This window comes from Aeromonas sp. FL131 (assembly GCF_049860615.1).
GTDB classification, from domain to species: Bacteria; Pseudomonadota; Gammaproteobacteria; order Enterobacterales; family Aeromonadaceae; genus Aeromonas; species Aeromonas hydrophila.
Genome location: NZ_CP187595.1, coordinates 2,427,061 through 2,450,509, shown reverse-complemented (window position 1 = coordinate 2,450,509; position 23,449 = coordinate 2,427,061). Strand labels below are relative to the sequence as shown.

Below are 23,449 nucleotides of genomic sequence, written 5' to 3'. Positions count from 1 at the left end.
CTAAAAACAACATGACTGGAGATACCATGAAGAAGACGATTGTTGCCATGTTAGTAAGTGGCGCCGTGCTGTTCCCGGGCCTTACCCAGGCCCAAACACTGGAACAGTCAGTGGCACAGTCACTGGCTACCCATCCCAAAATCAAGGAAGCTTTTGATCTCTATCAGGCGCGACTGTATCAGCATGATGGAGCCAAAGGTGGTTACTATCCCACCATCGATCTGCGCGGCGGTGTCGGCTATGAGAAGACTGACAGCCCGTCAACTCGTGCGGCTGGCGCGAACTCGACCACTATCGATGACTCCATGACCCGTAAAGAGGCCGGTATCAGCCTGCGCCAGATGCTGTTTGATGGTTTCAACGTCAGCAGCAACGTGGCTCGTACCGATGCCGAAGCCAATGCTCAGCGTCTGGCCATGATCTCCGAGGCGGAGAATACAGCTCTGCGCGTGGCTGAGGTTTACCTCAACATGCTGCGTCAGCAGGAGATCCTGGAGCTGTCCAAACAGAACCTGGAAACTCACGAGCAGATCCGCAGCGACATCAGCAAGCGGACCGATTCAGGCTTGGGATCCACGGCAGACCAGACTCAGATTGATGGTCGTGTCGCCAGAGCCTATGCCAATCAGGCGGCTGCCGAAAACAACTACCGGGATGCCGAGAGCGAATTCATCCGGGTAGTCAACGAGATGCCAAAAGATTTGGTACAGCCGGTGCCGGATGCTCAGCTCATTCCGAGCAGCCTGGATGCCGCATTGAAGACGGCGACCGAGGTGCATCCGACCTTGCTGTCATCCTTGCAGGATATCGAAGCCGCCAAGTATCAGCATGAAGGCTCCAAGTCCGGTTTTTATCCCAACGTCACGTTTGAAGTGGATCAGAACTGGAACGAGGACATTGATGCAGTCAAGGGACGCAATGACGATCTGACCGCCATGGTGCGCATGCGTTACAACCTGTTCCGTGGTGGTTCCGATCTGGCGCAGAGCAAGGCGACGTCTGCTCTCTATTCCCAGGCGAAAGATATTCATATGAATGCTTTCCGTCAGGTTGAAGAGGGAACCCGCCTCGCTTGGAACGCCAAAGAGTCTTTGACCAAACAGAAGACCTTCCTGAAAGAGCACGTGGATGCCAGCTATGACACCGTACAGGCGTACAAGAAGCAGTTCGGATTGGGCCAGCGTACCTTGCTGGACGTACTGAACACCGAGAACGAACTGTTTGAGGCCCGTCGCAGCTACATCACGGCCGAGTACGACTCCTTGCTGGCGGATTATCGGATCCTCAATGCCACTGGCAGTCTGCTCAATGCGTTTAATGTGAAGCAGCCCGCCGATTGGCAAGCTAAACAGTAATGGAGTGCGCATCAGGTTTGATGCGAGTGAAAGGGATGGCTGCAGCCGGGCTGCCGCCATCCCTTGTCTCTGACGGCCACTTCTGGTCAGTGTAGTAACAGCCAGTGGATCTTTTGAAGATGCATGTGACTGAGCAGTATCGGGCAGGCAGTGTCGGCATGGCGTCAAGCTTCGGTTTGGCTCCGTTTTTGCGCGCGCGCTGGTTGCGCTGGTCATTCTGGCTGCTGTTGGTTTCTCTGCCTTTGCTGCTTTCTGCCAGCCAGCCTCTTACCCCAGAAGATCTCAAACTGGTACAGCGGGCACAGGAAACGTACGGAGTAAGAGCCGGCAAACGGGTCACGACTTGGCGTACGCTGGTCATGCAGAATCGTGCCGCCGGTCTGACGGACCGTCAGAAACTGGAGAAGGTCAACCAGTTTTTCAACCAGATGCGTTTTATTGACGATATCAAGTTGTGGCGCAAAAAAGACTATTGGGCGACCCCGTTGGAATTTTTAGGCGCGGCGGGTGGTGATTGTGAAGACTTCAGCATTTCAAAGTACTTTACCCTGCTGGAATTGGGGGTGCCGGATGAAAAAATGCGGATGGTCTATGTCAAGGCATTGGATTACAACCAGTTTCATATGGTGGTTGCTTACTATGACACGCCATCCTCAGTTCCCGTGATTTTGGATAACTTGATTGGGTCGATCCGGCCAGCCAGCCAGCGCCGGGATCTGATGCCGATATACAGCTTTAACGGTAGTCACTTGTGGTTGATGAAGGCGCGTGGTCAAGGGGAACTGGCTGGACAGTCCTCACGCCTGGGATTATGGAATGATTTACGCAATCGCATGACTTCGGGGCGATTGGCTCAGCCTGTGTTGAATTTGGATGATTAACCTATGACGCTCTACAGACAATTACTGGCCACCATGTTGATCCTGTTCGGGTTGTTGTTTGCAGCCACCTATTGGGTGCAATTCAACTCGACTCGTACCTATCTGGCGCAGCAACAGGAAACCACCGTCATCAACACCGCCACATCCCTGGGATTGGCGTTGACACCTTATCTGGAAAATGGTGACAAGGTGGGGGCTGAATCTGTCATCCAGGCGATATTTGATGGGGGATATTATCGCTTGGTCCGTCTGGACTTGTTGGCTTCCAAGGATGTCATTGAGCAGGAAAATACCAACAATATCCAGGGGGTGCCGCAGTGGTTCATTAATTTGGGCCTGTTTCCGGAAGTATCCAACGAATCGATTCTGACCTCTGGCTGGCTGCAACTGGGCAAATTGAAGGTTGTTGGTCACCCCGGGCAAGCCTACTACGAGCTGTGGCGTGGTATGAGCGAACTGGCGAGCTGGTTTCTGATAGGTTTTCTCATCACCACCATTTTGTTGATGCGTGCGCTCAACTATTTGCTCAAGCCGCTCAAGCAGATCTGCGAGCAGGCGGTGGAGATCGAGCTGCATCACTTTGGCCATGCCATTCCTGAACCCAAGACCCATGAATTGAAACAGGTGGTACAAGCCATCAATACGCTTTCCAGCAAACTGGCCCTGCAGTTCAAGGAACAGGCTGATGAGGCTGAAAAATTGCGGGAGCGGGTTTATGTGGACGCCGTATCCGGCTTGGGCAACCGGGCTTATTTCGTGGGTCAGGTAAACGCATGGATTGCCGAGGCGGGACAAGGCGGCGTCATGCTGGTCGCTGTCGATATGCTGGATGACCTGTACCGTGAGGAGGGGTTTGCTGCTCGTGACAACATGGTCAAGTCGATAGCACAGGCTCTGAAGGAACAGCTTAAAGGTTGGGATGGGTCGGCACTGGCACGGATTTCGGCCACGGAATATGCCTTGCTGTGCCCTACCGATGATCTGGCCCAGCTGAAAGATTTGGCGGAAGTGATCAACAGTCGCATTGCCGACCTGGTTGTGAACCCCATGGGTGAGGGCGGTGCACTCTCCGTTATCGGTATTGCAGGGCGCGATGGCAATGACGACTTGTCAGCGTTGCTGACTAAGGCCGACAACGCTTTGGGCAAAGCGCGTAATGAGCGTCGTGGCGCAGTAGTCATGGAGGGCGGTGTTGATCAAGGATTGATGGGACGTCTGGCTTGGCGCGATCTGGTACAAGATGCCATCGCTCGGCACTTGTGGCGCTTCAAGGCGCAACCTGCCTGCAGATTTGATAACGGTGTTCGTTTGCATGCCGAATTATTTGCCTCTATTTCTCGTGATGGCTCCGATTATTTTGCCGGTCAATTCTTGCCGGCCATCGAACAGTTCAAATTGGGCGGCGAATTCGATCAAGCGATACTTGAAGCTTCTATTCCATTGCTCCAACAACAGGCGGATCTGGTCTTGGCGGTCAATATTACCGCTGGCTCGCTGTGTTCCGATGAGTTCAGAGCGTGGTTGACCGGCTATCTGACGGATCATGCCGAGCTGCAAGAACGGCTGCTGTTTGAAATCCCGGAAGCTGCCATCATGAAGCATAAAGATCATGTCACCGCCTTGGTGAAGGCCTTGCAAGAACATGGATTCCAGTGGGGGGTGGATCATTATGGGCGTCACTTCCAGTCACTGGGATATCTGGAAGAGCTGGCTCCAGCCTATGTCAAGGTCGACCATGGCTATACCAGTCAGGTGATGGAGCCGGGGGCGGATACCTCCTTCCTGGCAGCAGTGTGCCGCGCCGCTCACAATGCAGGAGTCACAACCATTGCGACTCGGGTTGAAGATCAACATCAGGTTGAGTTGCTTGCCAAATTGCATATCGATGGTTATCAGGGTTTTGTGCATCCCGCATTCCCACTGGCTTGAACGTTATCAAATCAAAAGGGGCCCATAAGGGCCCTTTTTTTATTCTAAAGATGAATAAGAATAGGTATTTTTAGGGCGCCTCTCTGTTTGAGATTCGCTTGAAGCGCCACCAAGTGATTGATTTGACATTATAAAAAAGACCCTTCGATTTAATACATTGCATCCACCCAAGACGGAACAAATTCAATACATTTTTGCAACGGATGCGAAGCGTACAGACATCTATGGTGTAGACATCGAGATCTGTCACGTTGGAGCAAAGGATATGCGCACTCAAATCATCGACAAAACGGTTGTGGTTTCTTCCATTGAAGGCAATGTTCAAATCGTGCTGGCTGATGGAAGCAGCCGCCCATTGCAAAAAGGCGAGATCCTCCAGCCGGGAGCCAAGCTTAATATTGCAGATGACGCCAAACTGGTATTGGCTCCCTATGACGATTCTCCAGCCGCCGCTACTCCAGATGCTCCCGCTCATGACGCACCAGCCCCTGGTCAACCTCAAGCCCCTGATGCGGGTACTGCGGCTTCTCCTGATATCGCTGCATTGCAAAAATCAATTCTGCAAGGGGTAGACCCGACACAAAACTTTGAAGCTTCTGCTGCCGGTGGGGCACCTGCCGCCGGTGGTGGTGGTGGCGGGATCGGTGGTGTAGCCGGTGCCAGTGGCAATGGTGGCTTTGTCACCATTGACCGTATTGGTGATGCAACCATTGCTGCCGCAGGCTTTGACACCACATATCAGACAGAGCCGGTTGTAGATACACAACAAGTAGTAGAGCCCTTGCTGGTCAATGAACTGACGGATCAAGGCGAACAGCTGGTTGTTGCGGAAGACGGTGTATTGAATGGCAATTTGCTGGATAACACGGTCAATACCGATGGGCCGTTAGCTGCGTCGGTTCTGCTCTTCAGCTGGGGAGGCAACGCCAATGTGGCTGTCGGAACCAGTGTGACAATCGACGGGATCGGTACGCTTGTCGTCAATGGCGATGGTAGCTTCACATTCACCCCGGCTCCCAACTACGACGGTGCTGTTCCCCCTGTTGTATACACGGTTACCGATGGCACCGATACGGTCCAATCCACCTTGGAACTCACTATCACGCCAGTCAATGATCTTGCTGATCAGGGCGAGAGCGTAGTGGTGACGGAGGATGCGACGGTATCGGGCAATTTGCTTGATAACACCGTCGATAATGATGGGCCTCAGGCTGCTACTGTCACCGGATTTAGCTGGAGTGGGCTTGCCAACACGACTCTGGGTACACCCGTCACTCTGGCAGGGGTCGGTACCCTGCTGGTCAATGCAGATGGCAGTTATCAATTTACGCCCGCCACCAATTATGACGGCCCCGTGCCGGCAGTGAGTTACACCGTCACAGATGGTACAGATTCAGTACAGTCCATACTGACTATCACGATCACTCCTGTTGATGAGCCGGTTGAGCTTGCCGGTCTGCAGCTGGAGGGCGGAGAACTGACATTAAATGAAGCCTCATTGGCAGGAGGGAGTAATCCGAATGCAGCCGCTGTGACTCAGAGCGGTATTTTTACCTTCAGTGCTGCCGATGGTGTGCAGAGTCTGACGCTGGGAGGCGTCGCCTTGGTCACCAATGGGCAAGCTGTTACCGCCTTCCCGCAAACCATTACCAGCCCACTAGGTAACCAACTGATCGTTACCGGCATTAATTACAATCCCGTGACCGGCACGGGTAGCGTGAACTACAGCTACACCTTGGGAGGGAGTGAAACCCACACCCAGCCAGCCAATGACAATTCGCTTAGCGAGAGTTTCAGCGTTGTACTGGTTGATACCGATGGTGACAATACCAGCGGGAGCCTGGATGTGGTCATTCTGGATGATGTTCCCAGTGTCACCCTTACTACCAATTCTGAAGGATTGGGCTCTGTGTCCGTAGATGAAAGCCTGGTCAGCCTGGGCGGTGCTGGCACTGACGGGGTGGCCAGTGCCACCCTGAGCGCCGCCAATGTGCAGGCCCAGTTCAACCCGGCCTTCGGGGCCGACGGGGCGGGCAGCATCGGCTACAGCCTGGCGCTGACCGGCAGCAACGTGGCGAGCGGCCTGTATGCGGTCGATCCGGCCGCGGCCAACGGGCAGGGTGCCGCCATCGTGCTCAATCAGGTGGGCAACGTCATCACCGGCAGCGCGGGTGGGGTGGACTACTTCACCCTGACCATCAACCCGAGTAGCGGGGAAGTGACTCTGGCCCTGCTGGACAACGTCTGGCACGGCGACACCACCAATGCGGATGACAGCGTGGCGCTGACGCTGGGTCAGGGCGTGCTGACCCTGGTGCAGACCGTGACCGATGCCGATGGCGACAGCGCCAGTGCGGCGGTAGATCTGGGCGCCAACGGCGTGTTCCGCTTCGAGGATGACGGCCCGCGGGCCGGGCTGGCGGTGGAAGCACCGAGCCTGGGGGCGACCGTGGATGAAAGCCTGGTCAGCCTGGGCGGTGCCGGCACTGACGGGGTGGCCAGTGCCACCCTGAGCGCCGCCAATGTGCAGGCCCAGTTCAACCCAGCCTTCGGGGCCGACGGGGCGGGCAGCATCGGCTACAGCCTGGCGCTGACCGGCACCAACGGGCGTTGTTGATCAAATCCGTCGCTGGATGGCCGTTCCCCAACCCGTTGATACCACTCAATTCACTGGCTGGCGAACAGGCATACCAAGCCCTATCAGCTTGTTCATCACCTTCACGCCAGCCAGGATTTCGCCCACCTGGGCGTTGTAGTTCCGCAGGCTCAGCGTTGGCCCGATGAGTTGCTTGAACCGGTACATGGCGGTCTCGGCTATCGAGCGCTGGTGATAGCCGGAGTCTTTCTTCCATTGCTTCAGTTCACCGGCCTTGAGCGCCGTCACCGCCTCGTTGCGGGGATGGTCTTCCTCCCACGGTGCCGCATTTTTTCTCGGCGGTATGGTGGCTTTCGCCCCCTTCTTCTTCAGTAGCGCATGACAGGCCTTGGTGTCATACGCACCATCGGCGCTGACCTGTTTTATCTTGCGTCGTAAGGGGTTGAGCAACGTCGGTAACACCTCGTTATCCGCCACCGTCTCCAGGCTGACTTCGGCAGCGATGACCGCATGGGTTGTGGCATCCACCGCCAAGTGGAGCTTGCGCCACACTCGTCGCTTCTCCTTGCCGTGTTTGCGAATTTTCCATTCGCCTTCGCCATAGACCTTGAGGCCGGTGGCATCAATGACCAAGTGAGCCACCGGGCCTTGGCTGGGGAGGCGGTACTTGATGTCGACGGTCTTGGCGCGCTTGCTGATACAGCTATAGTCCGGCGACTGCAAAGGCACCGCCATCAGTTGGAACAACGAGTTAATGAAGCCTTCTAGCGCCCGCAGCGGCAACTTGAACAAGCCTTTTAGCATCAGGGCCGTCTCAATGGCGGTGTCACTGTAGTGGAAACCTCTCCCTCGGCGGCCATGGTGGACCAGGCAATGCCACTGCTTAATGGCTTGTTCGTCCATCCAGATGGTCAACGAACCGCGTTGCACCAAGGCTTGGTTGTACTGCTGCCAGTTGCTGATCTTGTGCTTGGACTTGCCCATCTGATGCTCTCGGAGACTGCGCTACAGGATCAGATCACCGAGATGACAGATAGTTCCCCGATTTGAGCAACAAGGCCGCACCAACGTGGCGAGCGGCCTGTATGCGGTCGATCCGGCCGCGGCCAACGGCCAGGGTGCCGCCATCGTGCTCAATCAGGTGGGCAACGTCATCACCGGCAGCGCGGGTGGGGTGGACTACTTCACCCTGACCATCAACCCGAGTAGCGGGGAAGTGACTCTGGCCCTGCTGGACAACGTCTGGCACGGCGACACCACCAATGCGGATGACAGCGTGGCGCTGACGCTGGGGCAGGGCGTGCTGACCCTGGTGCAGACCGTGACCGATGCCGATGGCGATAGCGCCAGTGCGGCGGTGGACTTGGGCGCCAACGGCGTGTTCCGCTTCGAGGATGACGGCCCGCGGGCCGGGCTGGCGGTGGAAGCACCGAGCCTGGGGGCGACCGTGGATGAAAGCCTGGTCAGCCTGGGCGGTGCCGGTACTGACGGGGTGGCCAGTGCTACCCTGAGCGCCGCCAATGTGCAGGCCCAGTTCAACCCGGCCTTCGGAGCGGACGGGGCGGGCAGCATCGGCTACAGCCTGGCGCTGACCGGCAGCAATGTGGTGAGCGGCCTGTATGCGGTCGATCCGGCCGCGGCCAACGGCCAGGGTGCCGCCATCGTGCTCAATCAGGTGGGCAACGTCATCACCGGCAGCGCGGGTGGGGTGGACTACTTCACCCTGACCATCAACCCGAGTAGCGGGGAAGTGACTCTGGCCCTGCTGGACAACGTCTGGCACGGCGACACCACCAATGCGGATGACAGCGTGGCGCTGACGCTGGGTCAGGGCGTGCTGACCCTGGTGCAGACCGTGACCGATGCCGATGGCGACAGCGCCAGTGCGGCGGTAGATCTGGGCGCCAACGGCGTGTTCCGCTTCGAGGATGACGGCCCCAGCGTGACCATCAACGCGGTGGCGGATGGTGGCATCACCCTGACCACCCAGGATGCACAGACCATCGGGTCGGCCAGTGACACGGCGACCGGCAGCTTTGCGGCGGCGTTCCTGGCGGCGGCGGTGCCGAGCTATGGCGCGGACGGTCCGGGCACCACCACGGTGAGCGGTTACAGCCTGAGCGTGACTGACAGCAACAGCGGGCTGACCAGCAACGGGCTGGCCATCACCCTGACCAAGGTGGGCAGCGACATCGTTGGCTCGACCACGGCCGGGGAGGTGTTCCGCATCAGCGTGGCGAGCAATGGCACCGTGACGCTGACGCAGTCGGCGGAGCTGGACCATCTGCCGGAGGACGTGGACAACAGCAACGACAACAACCTCATTAGCCTGGCCAATGGCAAGGTGCTGCTGAGTGCGACGGTGACGGTGGTGGACGGTGACAACGACACCGCGACCGGGACGGTGAGTGCGGACCTTGGTGGCAACATCAGCTTCGAGGACGACGTACCGAGCGTGACCATCAACGCGGTGGCGGATGGTGGCATCACCCTGACCACCCAGGATGCACAGACCATCGGGTCGGCCAGTGACACGGCGACCGGCAGCTTTGCGGCGGCGTTCCTGGCGGCGGCGGTGCCGAGCTATGGCGCGGACGGTCCGGGCACCACCACGGTGAGCGGTTACAGCCTGAGCGTGACTGACAGCAACAGCGGGCTGACCAGCAATGGGCTGGCCATCACCCTGACCAAGGTGGGCAGCGACATTGTTGGCTCGACCACGGCCGGGGAGGTGTTCCGCATCAGCGTGGCGAGCAATGGCACGGTGACGCTGACGCAGTCGGCGGAGCTGGACCATCTGCCGGAGGACGTGGACAACAGCAACGACAACAACCTCATTAGCCTGGCCAATGGCAAGGTGCTGCTGAGTGCGACGGTGACGGTGGTGGACGGTGACAACGACACCGCGACCGGGACGGTGAGTGCGGACCTTGGTGGCAACATCAGCTTCGAGGACGACGTACCGAGCGTGACCATCAACGCGGTGGCGGATGGTGGCATCACCCTGACCACCCAGGATGCACAGACCATCGGGTCGGCCAGTGACACGGCGACCGGCAGCTTTGCGGCGGCGTTCCTGGCGGCGGCGGTGCCGAGCTATGGCGCGGACGGTCCGGGCACCACCACGGTGAGCGGTTACAGCCTGAGCGTGACTGACAGCAACAGCGGGCTGACCAGCAATGGGCTGGCCATCACCCTGACCAAGGTGGGCAGCGACATCGTTGGCTCGACCACGGCCGGGGAGGTGTTCCGCATCAGCGTGGCGAGCAATGGCACCGTGACGCTGACGCAGTCGGCGGAGCTGGACCATCTGCCGGAGGACGTGGACAACAGCAACGACAACAACCTCATTAGCCTGGCCAATGGCAAGGTGCTGCTGAGTGCGACGGTGACGGTGGTGGACGGTGACAACGACACCGCGACCGGGACGGTGAGTGCGGACCTTGGTGGCAACATCAGCTTCGAGGACGACGTACCGAGCGTGACCATCAACGCGGTGGCGGATGGTGGCATCACCCTGACCACCCAGGATGCACAGACCATCGGGTCGGCCAGTGACACGGCGACCGGCAGCTTTGCGGCGGCGTTCCTGGCGGCGGCGGTGCCGAGCTATGGCGCGGACGGTCCGGGCACCACCACGGTGAGCGGTTACAGCCTGAGCGTGACTGACAGCAACAGCGGGCTGACCAGCAATGGGCTGGCCATCACCCTGACCAAGGTGGGCAGCGACATTGTTGGCTCGACCACGGCCGGGGAGGTGTTCCGCATCAGCGTGGCGAGCAATGGCACGGTGACGCTGACGCAGTCGGCGGAGCTGGACCATCTGCCGGAGGACGTGGACAACAGCAACGACAACAACCTCATTAGCCTGGCCAATGGCAAGGTGCTGCTGAGTGCGACGGTGACGGTGGTGGACGGTGACAACGACACCGCGACCGGGACGGTGAGTGCGGACCTTGGTGGCAACATCAGCTTCGAGGACGACGTACCGAGCGTGACCATCAACGCGGTGGCGGATGGTGGCATCACCCTGACCACCCAGGATGCACAGACCATCGGGTCGGCCAGTGACACGGCGACCGGCAGCTTTGCGGCGGCGTTCCTGGCGGCGGCGGTGCCGAGCTATGGCGCGGACGGTCCGGGCACCACCACGGTGAGCGGTTACAGCCTGAGCGTGACTGACAGCAACAGCGGGCTGACCAGCAATGGGCTGGCCATCACCCTGACCAAGGTGGGCAGCGACATTGTTGGCTCGACCACGGCCGGGGAGGTGTTCCGCATCAGCGTGGCGAGCAATGGCACGGTGACGCTGACGCAGTCGGCGGAGCTGGACCATCTGCCGGAGGACGTGGACAACAGCAACGACAACAACCTCATTAGCCTGGCCAATGGCAAGGTGCTGCTGAGTGCGACGGTGACGGTGGTGGACGGTGACAACGACACCGCGACCGGGACGGTGAGTGCGGACCTTGGTGGCAACATCAGCTTCGAGGACGACGTACCGAGCGTGACCATCAACGCGGTGGCGGATGGTGGCATCACCCTGACCACCCAGGATGCACAGACCATCGGGTCGGCCAGTGACACGGCGACCGGCAGCTTTGCGGCGGCGTTCCTGGCGGCGGCGGTGCCGAGCTATGGCGCGGACGGTCCGGGCACCACCACGGTGAGCGGTTACAGCCTGAGCGTGACTGACAGCAACAGCGGGCTGACCAGCAATGGGCTGGCCATCACCCTGACCAAGGTGGGCAGCGACATCGTTGGCTCGACCACGGCCGGGGAGGTGTTCCGCATCAGCGTGGCGAGCAATGGCACCGTGACGCTGACGCAGTCGGCGGAGCTGGACCATCTGCCGGAGGACGTGGACAACAGCAACGACAACAACCTCATTAGCCTGGCCAATGGCAAGGTGCTGCTGAGTGCGACGGTGACGGTGGTGGACGGTGACAACGACACCGCGACCGGGACGGTGAGTGCGGACCTTGGTGGCAACATCAGCTTCGAGGACGACGTACCGAGCGTGACCATCAACGCGGTGGCGGATGGTGGCATCACCCTGACCACCCAGGATGCACAGACCATCGGGTCGGCCAGTGACACGGCGACCGGCAGCTTTGCGGCGGCGTTCCTGGCGGCGGCGGTGCCGAGCTATGGCGCGGACGGTCCGGGCACCACCACGGTGAGCGGTTACAGCCTGAGCGTGACTGACAGCAACAGCGGGCTGACCAGCAATGGGCTGGCCATCACCCTGACCAAGGTGGGCAGCGACATTGTTGGCTCGACCACGGCCGGGGAGGTGTTCCGCATCAGCGTGGCGAGCAATGGCACGGTGACGCTGACGCAGTCGGCGGAGCTGGACCATCTGCCGGAGGACGTGGACAACAGCAACGACAACAACCTCATTAGCCTGGCCAATGGCAAGGTGCTGCTGAGTGCGACGGTGACGGTGGTGGACGGTGACAACGACACCGCGACCGGGACGGTGAGTGCGGACCTTGGTGGCAACATCAGCTTCGAGGACGACGTACCGAGCGTGACCATCAACGCGGTGGCGGATGGTGGCATCACCCTGACCACCCAGGATGCACAGACCATCGGGTCGGCCAGTGACACGGCGACCGGCAGCTTTGCGGCGGCGTTCCTGGCGGCGGCGGTGCCGAGCTATGGCGCGGACGGTCCGGGCACCACCACGGTGAGCGGTTACAGCCTGAGCGTGACTGACAGCAACAGCGGGCTGACCAGCAACGGGCTGGCCATCACCCTGACCAAGGTGGGCAGCGACATTGTTGGCTCGACCACGGCCGGGGAGGTGTTCCGCATCAGCGTGGCGAGCAATGGCACGGTGACGCTGACGCAGTCGGCGGAGCTGGACCATCTGCCGGAGGACGTGGACAACAGCAACGACAACAACCTCATTAGCCTGGCCAATGGCAAGGTGCTGCTGAGTGCGACGGTGACGGTGGTGGACGGTGACAACGACACCGCGACCGGGACGGTGAGTGCGGACCTTGGTGGCAACATCCGGTTCGAAGATGATGTACCGACAGCTAAAGACAACAGCGTCGTCATCACTGAAGCAGGGTTGCCACCCTTCAACCTGGTGATGGTCATCGATACATCAGGCAGCATGTTGTGGCAGATCGGTACGTCGACAAATGGTTCGCCAAATCGCCTGGAGCTGGCGAAGGATGCACTAAACCACATGATTGACTCCTATGTGGCGCTGGGTGTGCCGCTGGTCTTCACGGTCATTGATTTTGCCAGTGGAGCTGTATTGATCCCGCAAACCAGTGATCCTGATGTGGCCAAGGCCAGTATTTCCGGTTTGCCGACAGATGGTGGCGGTACCAACTACAACGCACCACTCGTATTGGCGCAGAATCAACTGACGGCGGATCTGGCGAACCCCGCTTTGGCTGGGTATGAAACCAAGGTCTATTTCCTGTCGGATGGCGCTCCCAACGAGGGGAATGTCCCGGCCGGCTGGACCAGCTTTGTGAACAGCAACAATGTTGAGGTTTACGCGGTGGGGTTGAACGTCAGTGGCAATGCGACGGCGATCGCTCAGCTTGGCCTGGTGGAGGATCATGGGGATGCCGTCACGTTGGTCAACAACATCTATGACCTGGACGCCACACTCCAGGCCACCGTACCGCCACCAGCTACCGGCAATGTGATCACGGATGTGGATGCCAGTGCCGGTGTGGACAGTGCCGGTGCCGATACCCCCGTGACCGTATTGCAGGTCAGCTTTACCGTCAGCAATCCGGCCGCTTATGTCGGGGTCGCCGACAGTGTGAATGGCAATGTGGTGACCTTCCTGGTGCAAGGAGGAACGACCGGCCCCATGACTACACCTCTGGGTGGGCATCTGACCGTGAATGCGGACGGTTCCTACTCCTACACTCCGCCCAATGATGTGGCCGTCGATACACAGGAGACCTTTACCTACACCATTGTGGATGCCGATGGTGACACCTCCAGCGCTCTGTTGAAGATACTGGTGCTGGATACCACTCCGATCACGGCTTCCGTGTTCGAAGATGGCCTGCCTGCCGGTCTGCCTGGCAACAACCCAGCCCTGACCACAGTTGCAGGCTCTCTGGCCCATATGGTGGTCGACAGTATCGGCGTCAACTTCGGCGTCGGCAGTACAGCCGGTTTGCCTGCGTTGACCTCAGGTGGTGTGGCGATTACCTACAGCATCATCCACGGTGTCGGAGTCGATACCCTGGTTGCAGTGGCAGGCAGCAAACCCATCTTCACGCTGGCTGTCGAGGCTGATGGCGATTACACCTTTACCCTGCAGGGCCCGATTGATCATGCCCTGGCTGATGGCAACGACCTGGAACTGAAGGCGTTGAATCTGTCCAGTGCGATCACGGCCCACGAAGGGGTGGATAACGTGACGCTGGTTCGCGACTTCATCGTACAGGTTGAAGACGATGTGCCGGTTGTCATGACTCCGGCCATGGGGGTCATGCTGAATCAGTCCGGGGTGACTGGCATCTTCCTGCTGGATGGTGATGGCACTTTGTCCAACAACTACGGGGGGGATGGTGGTTCAATCCGGTTCGACAGCAGTTTGAATGGCAGCAGCAGTGGCATGACCTCGGGCGGTTTACCTGTCACCTATACCCTGTCTTCGGATGGCATTACGCTGACTGCCGCAACGGCGGCGGGTACTGTGTTCATTGCCACCCTGCAACCTGCATCCGGGACCTATCAGGTTCAGATGATTGGTGAGGTCGATGGCGGACAGACCACGATCGACTTCAATGGTGGTGATTACAACTTCGTCGGTGGTAATGCTTCCTGGGCCGGCTTTAATACGATTGCGAATGACAACAGCAAGGATCTGCTGTTGACGGCGATGACCAATGGTGCGGATGGTGGCACCGTCAACACTTCTGCTAATACGGGGGGGATTAGCAGTGGGGCATCGGTTGGATCTGGTGAGGCGATGCGGATCGACTTTGTCATCGACCTGACAGGTAATCCGGTCAGTGGTGGATCTTACGGCAACCTGGCCAACCAGACCCATGCCTTTGAAGCCCACTACGATGTGAATGGCGCTTCCGCCCTGTTCACATCAATCAGCAGCGGTGGCTCCAGTGTGAAAGTGGTTGCCCGTCAGGATGTCGATAGTGACAACGATATTGGCGATGGCAACAAGGAGTCGCTGACCGCCGTTGCAATCAGCTACAACGGTTCGACCAGGATCGTCAGCATCGGTGCTGGCATGTCCCAGACTGTGGCGGTGGGAGGCCGCAGCTTTACAGTCAACTTTACTGACGATGATCCCACCTCTGGCGTTGCATATGCCGCGACTGTGGTAGGGGTTGTGTCCAATACCAAGCTGGCGGCCTACACCGCGGATGGCTATAACAGCCTGGAATTCCATTATGCGGCCGGGAGTGACTTCAAGATTGGGGACTTCGGTTCCAGTGTTGCCACTCCTGGGATCCCGGTCAGTTTGCAGCTGCCGGTCACGCTGACGGATGGAGATGGTGATGCAGTCCACAGCAACATTGGGCTTAGCCTGCTGCCGGAAGCACCGTTTACTCTGGACTACGACAGTTCTGCCAGCGGTGTGAATGTGACCTTCAACAGCACGCAAGGGCACGCCATCGGGTCTGATTTCGGTGACAGCATCACGGGCAACAGTCTGGACAACATCTTGTCCGGCGGCGATGGTGATGACTTGCTGTACGGAATGGGTGGCAAGGATACCCTGGTCGGTGGCAAGGGCAACGACGTACTGGATGGCGGCAGTGGCAACGACACTCTCTACGGGGAGGCTGGTGACGATACTCTGATCGGCGGGATTGGCAACGACATACTGCAAGGAGGCGATGGCAAGGATCTGCTGATCGGTGGTCTGGGTAGCGATACCATGACGGGTGGTGCCGGTAGCGATACCTTCAAGTGGCTTGCTGGCGATGCGGATAGCAGTACCGACAAGATTACCGACTTTACGTTGGGCAATCCGACCAGCGGTGGTGATGTACTGGATCTGTCGGATCTGCTGGTTGGTGTTCCCTCGGCAGCCAACAACAACGATCTGGCGACGGCGCTGGACAACTACTTGAAGTTTGATACTGCAACCAACAAGCTAACCATTGATACAAATGGGCTTACCAGTGGTGGTTCACAACTGACGGTACAGTTCCAGGGTAGCCTGGATCTGGATCACAGCGGTGGGCTGACGACCAACCACGACATCATCAAGCAACTGCTGGATGACGGCAACCTCAAGGTTGATCCGTAACCAGCCAAGGGGGCCGGGTAATACCTGGCCCCTGTTTTTTGACTGAGGGGGCGGCTAAGATAGCGGCAGTACAGGAGAGGGTCACCATGCAGTCATTTAATTGGGTTGATATCGATGGCATTCGCTATAGCTGGGACGGGCAGGGCAGCATTACCTGTACCGGCCAGTTTGGCTATCATGCCACGATGGCGGGTGATCGGATTGATGCGCTGGATCTGGAGAGCGATGATGGCGAGGTTGCTGGTTCACTGAATGTGGACTTTGCGGCGGCCACTATCTCATTCACGCCAGCCGTGGATGCAGCGCCACCCCACATGATGGTGCTGGTCGGTCATGAACAGGGGCAGCAGGAGTATACGTTGCAGAGTTTGAGCGATGTCTGCCTGCAGGATCTGCTCGGCCACTCCGACAACATCGATTGTGCCCCCCTGGTGACCACCACGATGACAGAGCCGGTAGCTCCGCTGGCCGGACATGTTCTGTCGTGGGACTCCTTCCATTTTGATGATGATGTGCTGCTGGGTTCCCGCAGTGCCACGCCACTGGCTGCTGCTCATCAGGGGCTGCCAGGTAGCGAGATCAGCATCAATATCGATATGACCAATCAGGTACTGGATCAGATCCCGCCGTTGCACGATATATGAATCCCATTCGACGACGGGCATAATGACCTCACTCCAATAGATTGAGGTCTTTTTTTATGTGGCGTCCCCTGCTTACCCTGTCTGCCCTGGTTATCAGTGCACCCCTGTTTGCCCTTGAAGTGCCGCAAGCCCCCCATCTGGTGGTGAGCGGTTATGCCGAGCAAAAAGCCGAGCCCGACATGCTGACGCTGAATGTCTCCGTGACGGCGCTGGAAAAACAGGGCATCAAGGCCAAGCAGCAGGTGGATGGCAAGGTTGCCGCCTTCTTTGGCCAGCTGGAAGGGCTGGGCATCAAGCGCAGCGACGTGGAGGCGGGCAATCTGGTGATCTCTCCGGAATACCAGTATCCGCAGAACAAGAAGCCGGAACTGGTGGGCTACCGTGCCCAGCGCCAGCTTGCGGTCAAACTCTATCAACTCGACAAGCTGAGCGAGCTGATGGACACCGCACTCAAGGCCGGGCTGGAATCCGTGTCCCAGATTGAGTACGGGCTCAAGGCGCCGCAAACCATCAAGGAGCAGGCGCGTCTCGGAGCGGTTGAAGATGCCAAAACCAAGGCTGAGTCTCTGGCCAAGGCGTTTGGCATGAAACTCGGCAAGGTTTACAGCGTCGAGTACCGCAACAATAGCCCCATGCCGATCTACAGCCGGGCCCTCAAGGCTGCCGCCATGGCACCTGCCGCCGACATGATGGAAAACAGCTACCAACAGCAGCAGATCACCATCACGGACAACGTGGAAGCCGTCTTCCTGCTGGAATAGTCCTGCGCGGTTTTCTACCTGCCTTTTTGCAACAAGCCCGAGCTCTCTGTCTCGGGCTTGTTGTTTTTAGACGAGCAAGGATGCTTGCCAAAGAGAGAGCTGGCGATGGCCGCTATCTGCGCTCGTGCTCAAATGGTCATGGTGGACTGAAGAGGGGAGGCGGGTGATGCCTACTTGCGGCGGTAATATCTGGGTAGAAAAAAGCCGGTCAGTGACCGGCTTTTGAGGGGGATGAGGCTGATGCCATCAGCCCAGGTTGGCCGCGACGCGAGCCCGGCGCTTCTGCTTGAACTGATAGCCGATGGCCAGCACGATGATCCAGACCGGGATGAGCAGTACCGAGATCTGGATGCCCGGGGTCAGGTACATGATGACCAGGATGCCGGCCATGAAGGCAAGGCAGAGGTAATTGCCGAACGGGTACCAGAACGCCTTGAACTTGGGAACCACGCCTTCGGCTTGCTTGCTCTTGCGAAACTTCAGGTGCGCGAGGCTTATCATGGCCCAGTTGATGACCAGGGCGGAGACCACCAGCGCCATCAACAGCTCGAACGCCTTGCCCGGCATCAGATAGTTGATGAGTACGCACAGCAGGGTGGCCGCGGCGGAGACGGAGATGGCCACCACCGGCACCCCGCTCTTGTTGGTCTTGAGCAGGCGGCGCGGGCCGTTGCCCTGCTTGGCCAGACCAAACAGCATGCGGCTGTTGCAGTAGACACAGCTGTTGTAGACCGACAGAGCCGCAGTCAATACCACCATGTTGAGCACGGTGGCCACCAGATTGCTGTCCAGTGCGTGGAAGATCATGACGAAGGGACTGCCGCCTTCCACTACCTTGCCCCAGGGGTAGAGGGACATCAGCACGGCCAGGGCGCCGATGTAGAAGATGAGGATCCGGTAGATCACCTGATTGGTGGCCTTGGGGATGCTCTTCTCGGGATTGTCGGCCTCGGCAGCCGTGATGCCGACCAGCTCGAGCCCGCCAAACGAGAACATGATCACCGCCATCGCCATCACCAGACCGCTGATGCCGTTGGGGAAGAAGCCGCCCTGGGCCCACAGGTTGCTGACGCTGGCGTCCGGGCCGCCGTTGCCGCTGGCCAGCAGGTAGCCGCCAAAGCCGATCATGCCGATGATGGCCACCACCTTGATGATGGCGAACCAGAACTCCATCTCGCCAAACGCCTTGACGTTGGAGAGGTTGATGGCGTTGATCAGCACGAAGAAGAAGGCCGCCGACATCCAGGTCGGGATCTCGGGCCACCAGTACTGGACATAAATGCCCACCGCGGTCAGCTCGGCCATGCTCACCAGCACGTAGAGCACCCAGTAGTTCCAGCCGGAGGCAAAGCCGGCGAAGTCACCCCAGTATTTGTAGGCGAAGTGGCTGAAGGAGCCGGCTACCGGCTCTTCCACCACCATCTCGCCCAGCTGGCGCATGATCAGGAAGGCGATAAAACCACCGATGGCATAGCCAAGCAGCACGGAGGGGCCCGCCATCTTGATGGTCTGGGCAATGCCGAGAAACAGGCCGGTGCCGATGGCGCCGCCCAGTGCGATGAGCTGGATATGGCGGTTTTTCAAACCGCGCTTCAGCTCCTCGCCGTTTTGTTGAAGATCCATTCTTCCTTCCTTACGTCTTCTGAAGTCATTCGTCTGTCATCTCGTCCGTCGGGTCACTCCATGTGACCGTGCACGGCAAAGCGTGCCTGAAACGTGACGAAATCCGTATTTATTTCGTTACAGTGAGTCGCTTTCTGTTTTTTATGGCGACTACCAACGGAAGCAGAATAGTGATAATCCATCGCGGATGCACCTGTTTTCCTCATCATTCGCTGGTTTTTTCGGCGAAAGGCAGGTTTTTAGAGAGCAACGAAGCTGGCAGGGAAGTGATTGGTTGTATTGTGAGCAGTTGGGCGCGATTTGGTTGACTCTGTCGGCAATTCCTGTTTTATGAAGCCTCCTTTGCAACAAGGATGCACTTCATGCAACGTATTATTGGCAGTTTGCTGGCCGTCGCGCTGTGGCTCACCGTGTGGCTTTCGCCCCTGCTGCTGACCATGGCGGCGGGGTGTCTGCTGGTGTGGGCCGTGCAGGGTGATGACTATCTGGTGATGCACTTACGGACGGTCTTGTTGATCGGCGGTGCCATCGGCCTACTGCCGGCCCTCTGGCTGACCGAGCGGGTACGCCGGCGTCACGGTGTGCTCAACTTCTACGCCATGCTGATGAACAACAAAGAGCTGAACCGCCCGGGCTCCCAGCCCCGCTGAGGTCCAGTCGACAAGCGCCGGATACGGTTGTATCCGGCGCTTTTTTAATTGGCGTTTGCCGTGTCGTCAGCTTGCCGGCGGGCAGGCTTCTCAATAAAGCTGACGGCGCAGGCCGGTGGCCTCGAGGATCTTGGCGCTGATCTCCTCCACCGAGTGGGAACTGGTGTCGAGGAAGCGGATCGCCTCCTGGCGAAACAGCCGCTCGACGCAGGCCAGCTCCTGTTCGCACTGCTCCAGCGAGGAGTAGCGGCTGTTGGCGCGGCGCTGGTTGCGGATCTCGTGCAGTCGCTGGGGGGCGATGGTGAGGCCGAACAGCTTGTGGCGATTGGCCTTGAGGGCGGCCGGCAGATCCAGGACCCCCATGTCCTGCTCGATGAAGGGGTAGTTGGCCGCGCGAATGCCGAACTGCAGCGCCAGATAGAGGCTGGTCGGCGTCTTGCCGCAGCGGGAGACCCCGATCAGGATGATGTCGGCCTCCTCGTATTCCTTGGTGGTGATGCCATCGTCGTTGGCCAGCGCGAAGTTGACCGCCTCGATACGATCGTCATAGAGCTTGCGGTTTTCCATGCCGTGGGTGCGGTGCAGCCTGGGTTCGGCCTTCACCCCAAGCTCGTGCTCCAGCGGGCTGACGAAGGTGTTGAGAAAGTCGTGGCTGCTAGCCTGGGCCTTGAGCACCTCCTCGCGCACCTGATGATCGACGATGGTGTGGAACAAAATGGGGCGTACCCCGGTCTGGCGGAACTGCTCGTCGATGCGCATTCGTACCTGGCGCGCCTTCTCCAGGGTTTCGACAAAGGGGATGGTGATCTGCTCGAAGGCCAGCGGAAACTGGCTCAACACGGCGTGGCCGAACACTTCGGCGGTGATGGCAGTGCCGTCTGAAACATAGAATACGGTGTGCACTGGGGGCTCCTGTGAGGGGGTCGGCGAGCTGGCTAACAAGAAGTATCTCTCGAAACCATATCGTTTTTGTCAACCGGTCTGCCGTGCCCAAGTTGTGAAGTGGCTTGCAAACCTGAGTCGTTACCTTTTTGTGTTGGCATTGTAGAATGTCTGTGTCATTCGACCATCCCCAAATCTTGCTCGGGGATTTTTTTGACAATAAGTAGAAAACGTTTTCATGGTCGTTGGCAACAGTAGAAACAGACAATAACGCACATAAACTGGCGCACAAGGTGCCATGGCGGCACAGTGCCCACCAACCTGGAGACATGCAAGTGCAACAGTACGTACTCTGGTACGAGCAACTCGGAATGCAGGATGTAGAACGAGTTGGCGGCAAAAATGCATCCCTTGGCGAGATGATCAGCAACCTCTCTGGTGCCGGAGTGTCGGTGCCGGGCGGGTTTGCCACCACCGCCTTTGCGTTTAACGAGTTTCTGGAGTCAAGCGGCCTCAACGGCAAGATCCACGATCTGCTCGACAGCCTGGATGTGGACGACATCGCGGCCCTCAACCGGGCCGGCCAGCAGATCCGTGACTGGGTGATCGAAGCCCCGTTCCAGAGCGCGCTGGAACAGGCGATCCGGGTTGCCTACGACAAGCTCAGCGGTGGGCTTGACGCGTCCTTTGCGGTGCGCTCCTCCGCCACTGCGGAAGACATGCCGGATGCCTCCTTTGCCGGCCAGCAGGAGACCTTCCTCAACGTGCGCGGCATCGACGCCGTCATGATTGCCGTCAAGCATGTGTTTGCTTCACTGTTCAACGACCGCGCCATCTCCTATCGGGTGCATCAGGGCTATGACCACAAGGGGGTCGCCCTGTCGGCCGGGATCCAGCGCATGGTGCGTTCCGATCTCGCCGCCTCCGGCGTCATGTTCACCCTGGATACCGAGTCCGGCTTCAACGACGTGGTGTTCATCACTGGCGCCCAGGGCCTTGGCGAGATGGTTGTACAGGGTGCGGTCAACCCCGACGAGTTCTACGTGCACAAGCCGACCCTCAAGGCAGGACGCCCGGCGGTGGTGCGCAAGACGCTGGGCTCCAAGCTCATCAAGATGACCTATTCCGGCGATGCCAGCCACGGCCGCCAGGTGCAGATCGTCGACACCAATGAAGCCGAGCGCAGCCGCTTCTGCATCACGGATGCCGAGGTGATGGAGCTGGCCAAGCAGGCCCTCATCATCGAGCAGCACTATGGCCGGCCGATGGACATCGAGTGGGCCAAGGACGGGCAGGATGGCAAGCTCTACATCGTGCAGGCGCGCCCGGAAACCGTGCGCAGCCGTCAGGAGGCCAACACCCTCGAGCGCTTTGCCCTCAAGCAAGCGGGCAAGGTGCTGATCGAGGGGCGCGCCATCGGCCACAAGATCGGGGCGGGCCCGGCACGGGTCATCTCCTCCATCAGCCAGATGGACGAAGTGCAGCCCGGCGACGTGCTGGTCACCGACATGACCGACCCGGACTGGGAGCCCATCATGAAGCGGGCCTCCGCCATCGTCACCAACCGGGGCGGGCGCACCTGCCACGCCGCCATCATCGCTCGCGAACTGGGCATTCCGGCGGTAGTGGGTTGCGGTGATGCCACCAAGCGCATCGAACCGGGCCAGCTCATTACCGTTTCCTGCGCGGAAGGGGATACCGGTTTCATCTACGACGGCGAACTCGACTTCGACGTGGCGGTGACCGAGGTGGGCAACATGCCGCGCCTGCCCATCAAGATCATGATGAACGTCGGCAACCCGGACAGAGCGTTCGACTTCGCCCAGCTGCCGAACGCCGGCGTCGGACTGGCCCGCCTCGAGTTCATCATCAACCGGATGATCGGGGTGCACCCCAAGGCGCTGCTGGAATTCGACCAGCAGAGCCCCGAGCTCAAGGCCACCATCGGCAAGATGATCGCCGGCTACGAGAGCCCGCGCGAGTTCTACGTCGCCAAGCTGACCGAGGGCATCGCTACCCTGGCCGCCGCCTTCTGGCCGGAGCGGGTGATCGTGCGGATGTCGGACTTCAAGTCCAACGAGTACGCCAACCTGGTGGGCGGCCGTGACTACGAGCCTCACGAAGAGAACCCGATGATCGGTTTTCGTGGTGCGTCGCGCTACATCGCCGACAGCTTCCGCCCCTGTTTTGCCCTCGAGTGCGAGGCGATCAAGCGGGTGCGCGATGTCATGGGGCTGACCAACGTCGAGGTGATGATCCCCTTCGTGCGCACCGTGGGCGAGGCGGAGCAGGTGATCGACATCCTGGCCGAGAACGGTCTGCGCCGTGGCGAGCGGGGGCTCAAGGTGATCATGATGTGCGAGATCCCGAGCAACGCTCTGCTGGCAGACAAGTTCCTCGAGCATGTGGACGGCTTCTCCATCGGCTCCAACGACATGACCCAGCTGACGCTCGGACTTGACAGGGACTCGGGGCTTATCGCCCACCTGTTCGACGAGCGCAACGAGGCGGTCAAGGCGCTGCTGGCGATGGCCATTGCCGCCGCCCGCAAGGCGGGCAAGTACGTGGGGATCTGCGGCCAGGGGCCGTCCGATCACCCGGACTTCGCCGCCTGGCTGGTCGAGCAGGGGATCGACTCTGTGTCGCTCAACCCGGATACCGTGGTCGATACCTGGCTCTATCTGGCCGAGCAGCACAAGGCGAACTGACGCAGGCTGCACAGCCCCCACCAAAATGGCGCCCACGGGCGCCATTTTTCATGGCCGAACCTGACGCAACTTGTCCGATATGGCGGCCACATGTGCTCAAAATGGCGCGCTGGCGCGTGCTTTTACACTCCGTTACATCTGCTCGCTTT

Annotated in this window: 12 protein-coding genes; 9 read left to right on the top strand and 3 right to left on the bottom strand. The window is 59.3% G+C overall.

From position 1 onward, the window contains the following. Positions 1–26 precede the first annotated feature (26 nt). The 4 genes from ACPW75_RS11305 (at position 27) to ACPW75_RS11290 (ending at position 6,782) form a co-directional block, all read left to right on the top strand. Complete coding sequence (locus ACPW75_RS11305; protein WP_011706511.1) at positions 27–1,355, top strand: TolC family outer membrane protein; 1,329 nt, start codon at positions 27–29, stop codon at positions 1,353–1,355. Positions 1,356–1,513: 158 nt separating this feature from the next. Continuing rightward, on the top strand, positions 1,514–2,236 hold the full coding sequence (locus tag ACPW75_RS11300) for a transglutaminase-like cysteine peptidase (protein ID WP_026080469.1): 723 nt from the start codon (positions 1,514–1,516) through the stop codon (positions 2,234–2,236). A gap of 3 nt (positions 2,237–2,239) precedes the next feature. Further along, positions 2,240–4,165, top strand: a complete 1,926-nt coding sequence (locus ACPW75_RS11295) for an EAL domain-containing protein (RefSeq protein ID WP_077097655.1) — start codon at positions 2,240–2,242, stop codon at positions 4,163–4,165. Positions 4,166–4,322: 157 nt separating this feature from the next. Continuing rightward, positions 4,323–6,782, top strand: a complete 2,460-nt coding sequence (locus ACPW75_RS11290) for a retention module-containing protein (RefSeq protein WP_256822289.1) — start codon at positions 4,323–4,325, stop codon at positions 6,780–6,782. Between the two features lie 45 nt (positions 6,783–6,827). Here ACPW75_RS11290 and ACPW75_RS11285 read toward each other — a convergent pair whose 3' ends face one another. Next, positions 6,828–7,745 (bottom strand): IS5 family transposase, encoded by a 918-nt coding sequence (locus ACPW75_RS11285; protein WP_024946304.1) that lies wholly within the window; start codon positions 7,743–7,745, stop codon positions 6,828–6,830. An 85-nt stretch (positions 7,746–7,830) separates the two neighbouring features. Between ACPW75_RS11285 and ACPW75_RS11280 the strand changes: the two genes are divergently transcribed. From ACPW75_RS11280 to ACPW75_RS11270, 3 genes are all read left to right on the top strand, one after another. Continuing rightward, on the top strand, positions 7,831–16,032 hold the full coding sequence (locus ACPW75_RS11280) for a beta strand repeat-containing protein (protein WP_425904457.1): 8,202 nt from the start codon (positions 7,831–7,833) through the stop codon (positions 16,030–16,032). 86 nt (positions 16,033–16,118) lie between these two features. Next, the gene (locus ACPW75_RS11275) at positions 16,119–16,676 is read left to right on the top strand and encodes a hypothetical protein (RefSeq protein WP_077097791.1); all 558 of its coding nucleotides are present in this window, start codon (positions 16,119–16,121) and stop codon (positions 16,674–16,676) included. A 56-nt stretch (positions 16,677–16,732) separates the two neighbouring features. Then, on the top strand, positions 16,733–17,437 hold the full coding sequence (locus ACPW75_RS11270) for an SIMPL domain-containing protein (RefSeq protein ID WP_029300114.1): 705 nt from the start codon (positions 16,733–16,735) through the stop codon (positions 17,435–17,437). 246 nt (positions 17,438–17,683) lie between these two features. Here the strand turns inward: ACPW75_RS11270 and ACPW75_RS11265 are convergent, their stop codons facing one another. Next, entirely contained in the window at positions 17,684–19,060 is a 1,377-nt protein-coding gene (locus ACPW75_RS11265; RefSeq protein ID WP_077097794.1) for an amino acid permease, read from the bottom strand. Positions 19,061–19,422: 362 nt separating this feature from the next. Between ACPW75_RS11265 and ACPW75_RS11260 the strand changes: the two genes are divergently transcribed. Continuing rightward, on the top strand, positions 19,423–19,710 hold the full coding sequence (locus ACPW75_RS11260) for a hypothetical protein (protein ID WP_077097796.1): 288 nt from the start codon (positions 19,423–19,425) through the stop codon (positions 19,708–19,710). A gap of 90 nt (positions 19,711–19,800) precedes the next feature. On the opposite strand, the gene ppsR is transcribed toward ACPW75_RS11260, so the two are convergent. Next, positions 19,801–20,613, bottom strand: coding sequence for a posphoenolpyruvate synthetase regulatory kinase/phosphorylase PpsR (ppsR, locus tag ACPW75_RS11255; RefSeq protein WP_005302533.1), 813 nt, complete (start codon positions 20,611–20,613; stop codon positions 19,801–19,803). 308 nt (positions 20,614–20,921) lie between these two features. Between ppsR and ppsA the strand changes: the two genes are divergently transcribed. After that, a complete protein-coding gene (gene ppsA, locus ACPW75_RS11250) occupies positions 20,922–23,300 on the top strand; it encodes a phosphoenolpyruvate synthase (RefSeq protein ID WP_043163038.1) in 2,379 nt (792 codons plus the stop codon). The last annotated feature ends 149 nt before the right edge of the window (positions 23,301–23,449 follow it).

What these genes read in the sequence shown, in the direction of transcription:
- ACPW75_RS11305 (WP_011706511.1), top strand. Translation starts at nt 27, where the DNA reads ATGAAGAAGACGATTGTTGCCATGTTAGTAAGTGGCGCCGTGCTGTTC.
- ACPW75_RS11300 (WP_026080469.1), top strand. Translation starts at nt 1,514, where the DNA reads ATGGCGTCAAGCTTCGGTTTGGCTCCGTTTTTGCGCGCGCGCTGGTTG.
- ACPW75_RS11295 (WP_077097655.1), top strand. Translation starts at nt 2,240, where the DNA reads ATGACGCTCTACAGACAATTACTGGCCACCATGTTGATCCTGTTCGGG.
- ACPW75_RS11285 (WP_024946304.1), bottom strand. Translation starts at nt 7,745, where the DNA reads ATGGGCAAGTCCAAGCACAAGATCAGCAACTGGCAGCAGTACAACCAA.
- ACPW75_RS11275 (WP_077097791.1), top strand. Translation starts at nt 16,119, where the DNA reads ATGCAGTCATTTAATTGGGTTGATATCGATGGCATTCGCTATAGCTGG.
- ACPW75_RS11270 (WP_029300114.1), top strand. Translation starts at nt 16,733, where the DNA reads ATGTGGCGTCCCCTGCTTACCCTGTCTGCCCTGGTTATCAGTGCACCC.
- ACPW75_RS11265 (WP_077097794.1), bottom strand. Translation starts at nt 19,060, where the DNA reads ATGGATCTTCAACAAAACGGCGAGGAGCTGAAGCGCGGTTTGAAAAAC.
- ACPW75_RS11260 (WP_077097796.1), top strand. Translation starts at nt 19,423, where the DNA reads ATGCAACGTATTATTGGCAGTTTGCTGGCCGTCGCGCTGTGGCTCACC.
- ppsA (WP_043163038.1), top strand. Translation starts at nt 20,922, where the DNA reads ATGCAAGTGCAACAGTACGTACTCTGGTACGAGCAACTCGGAATGCAG.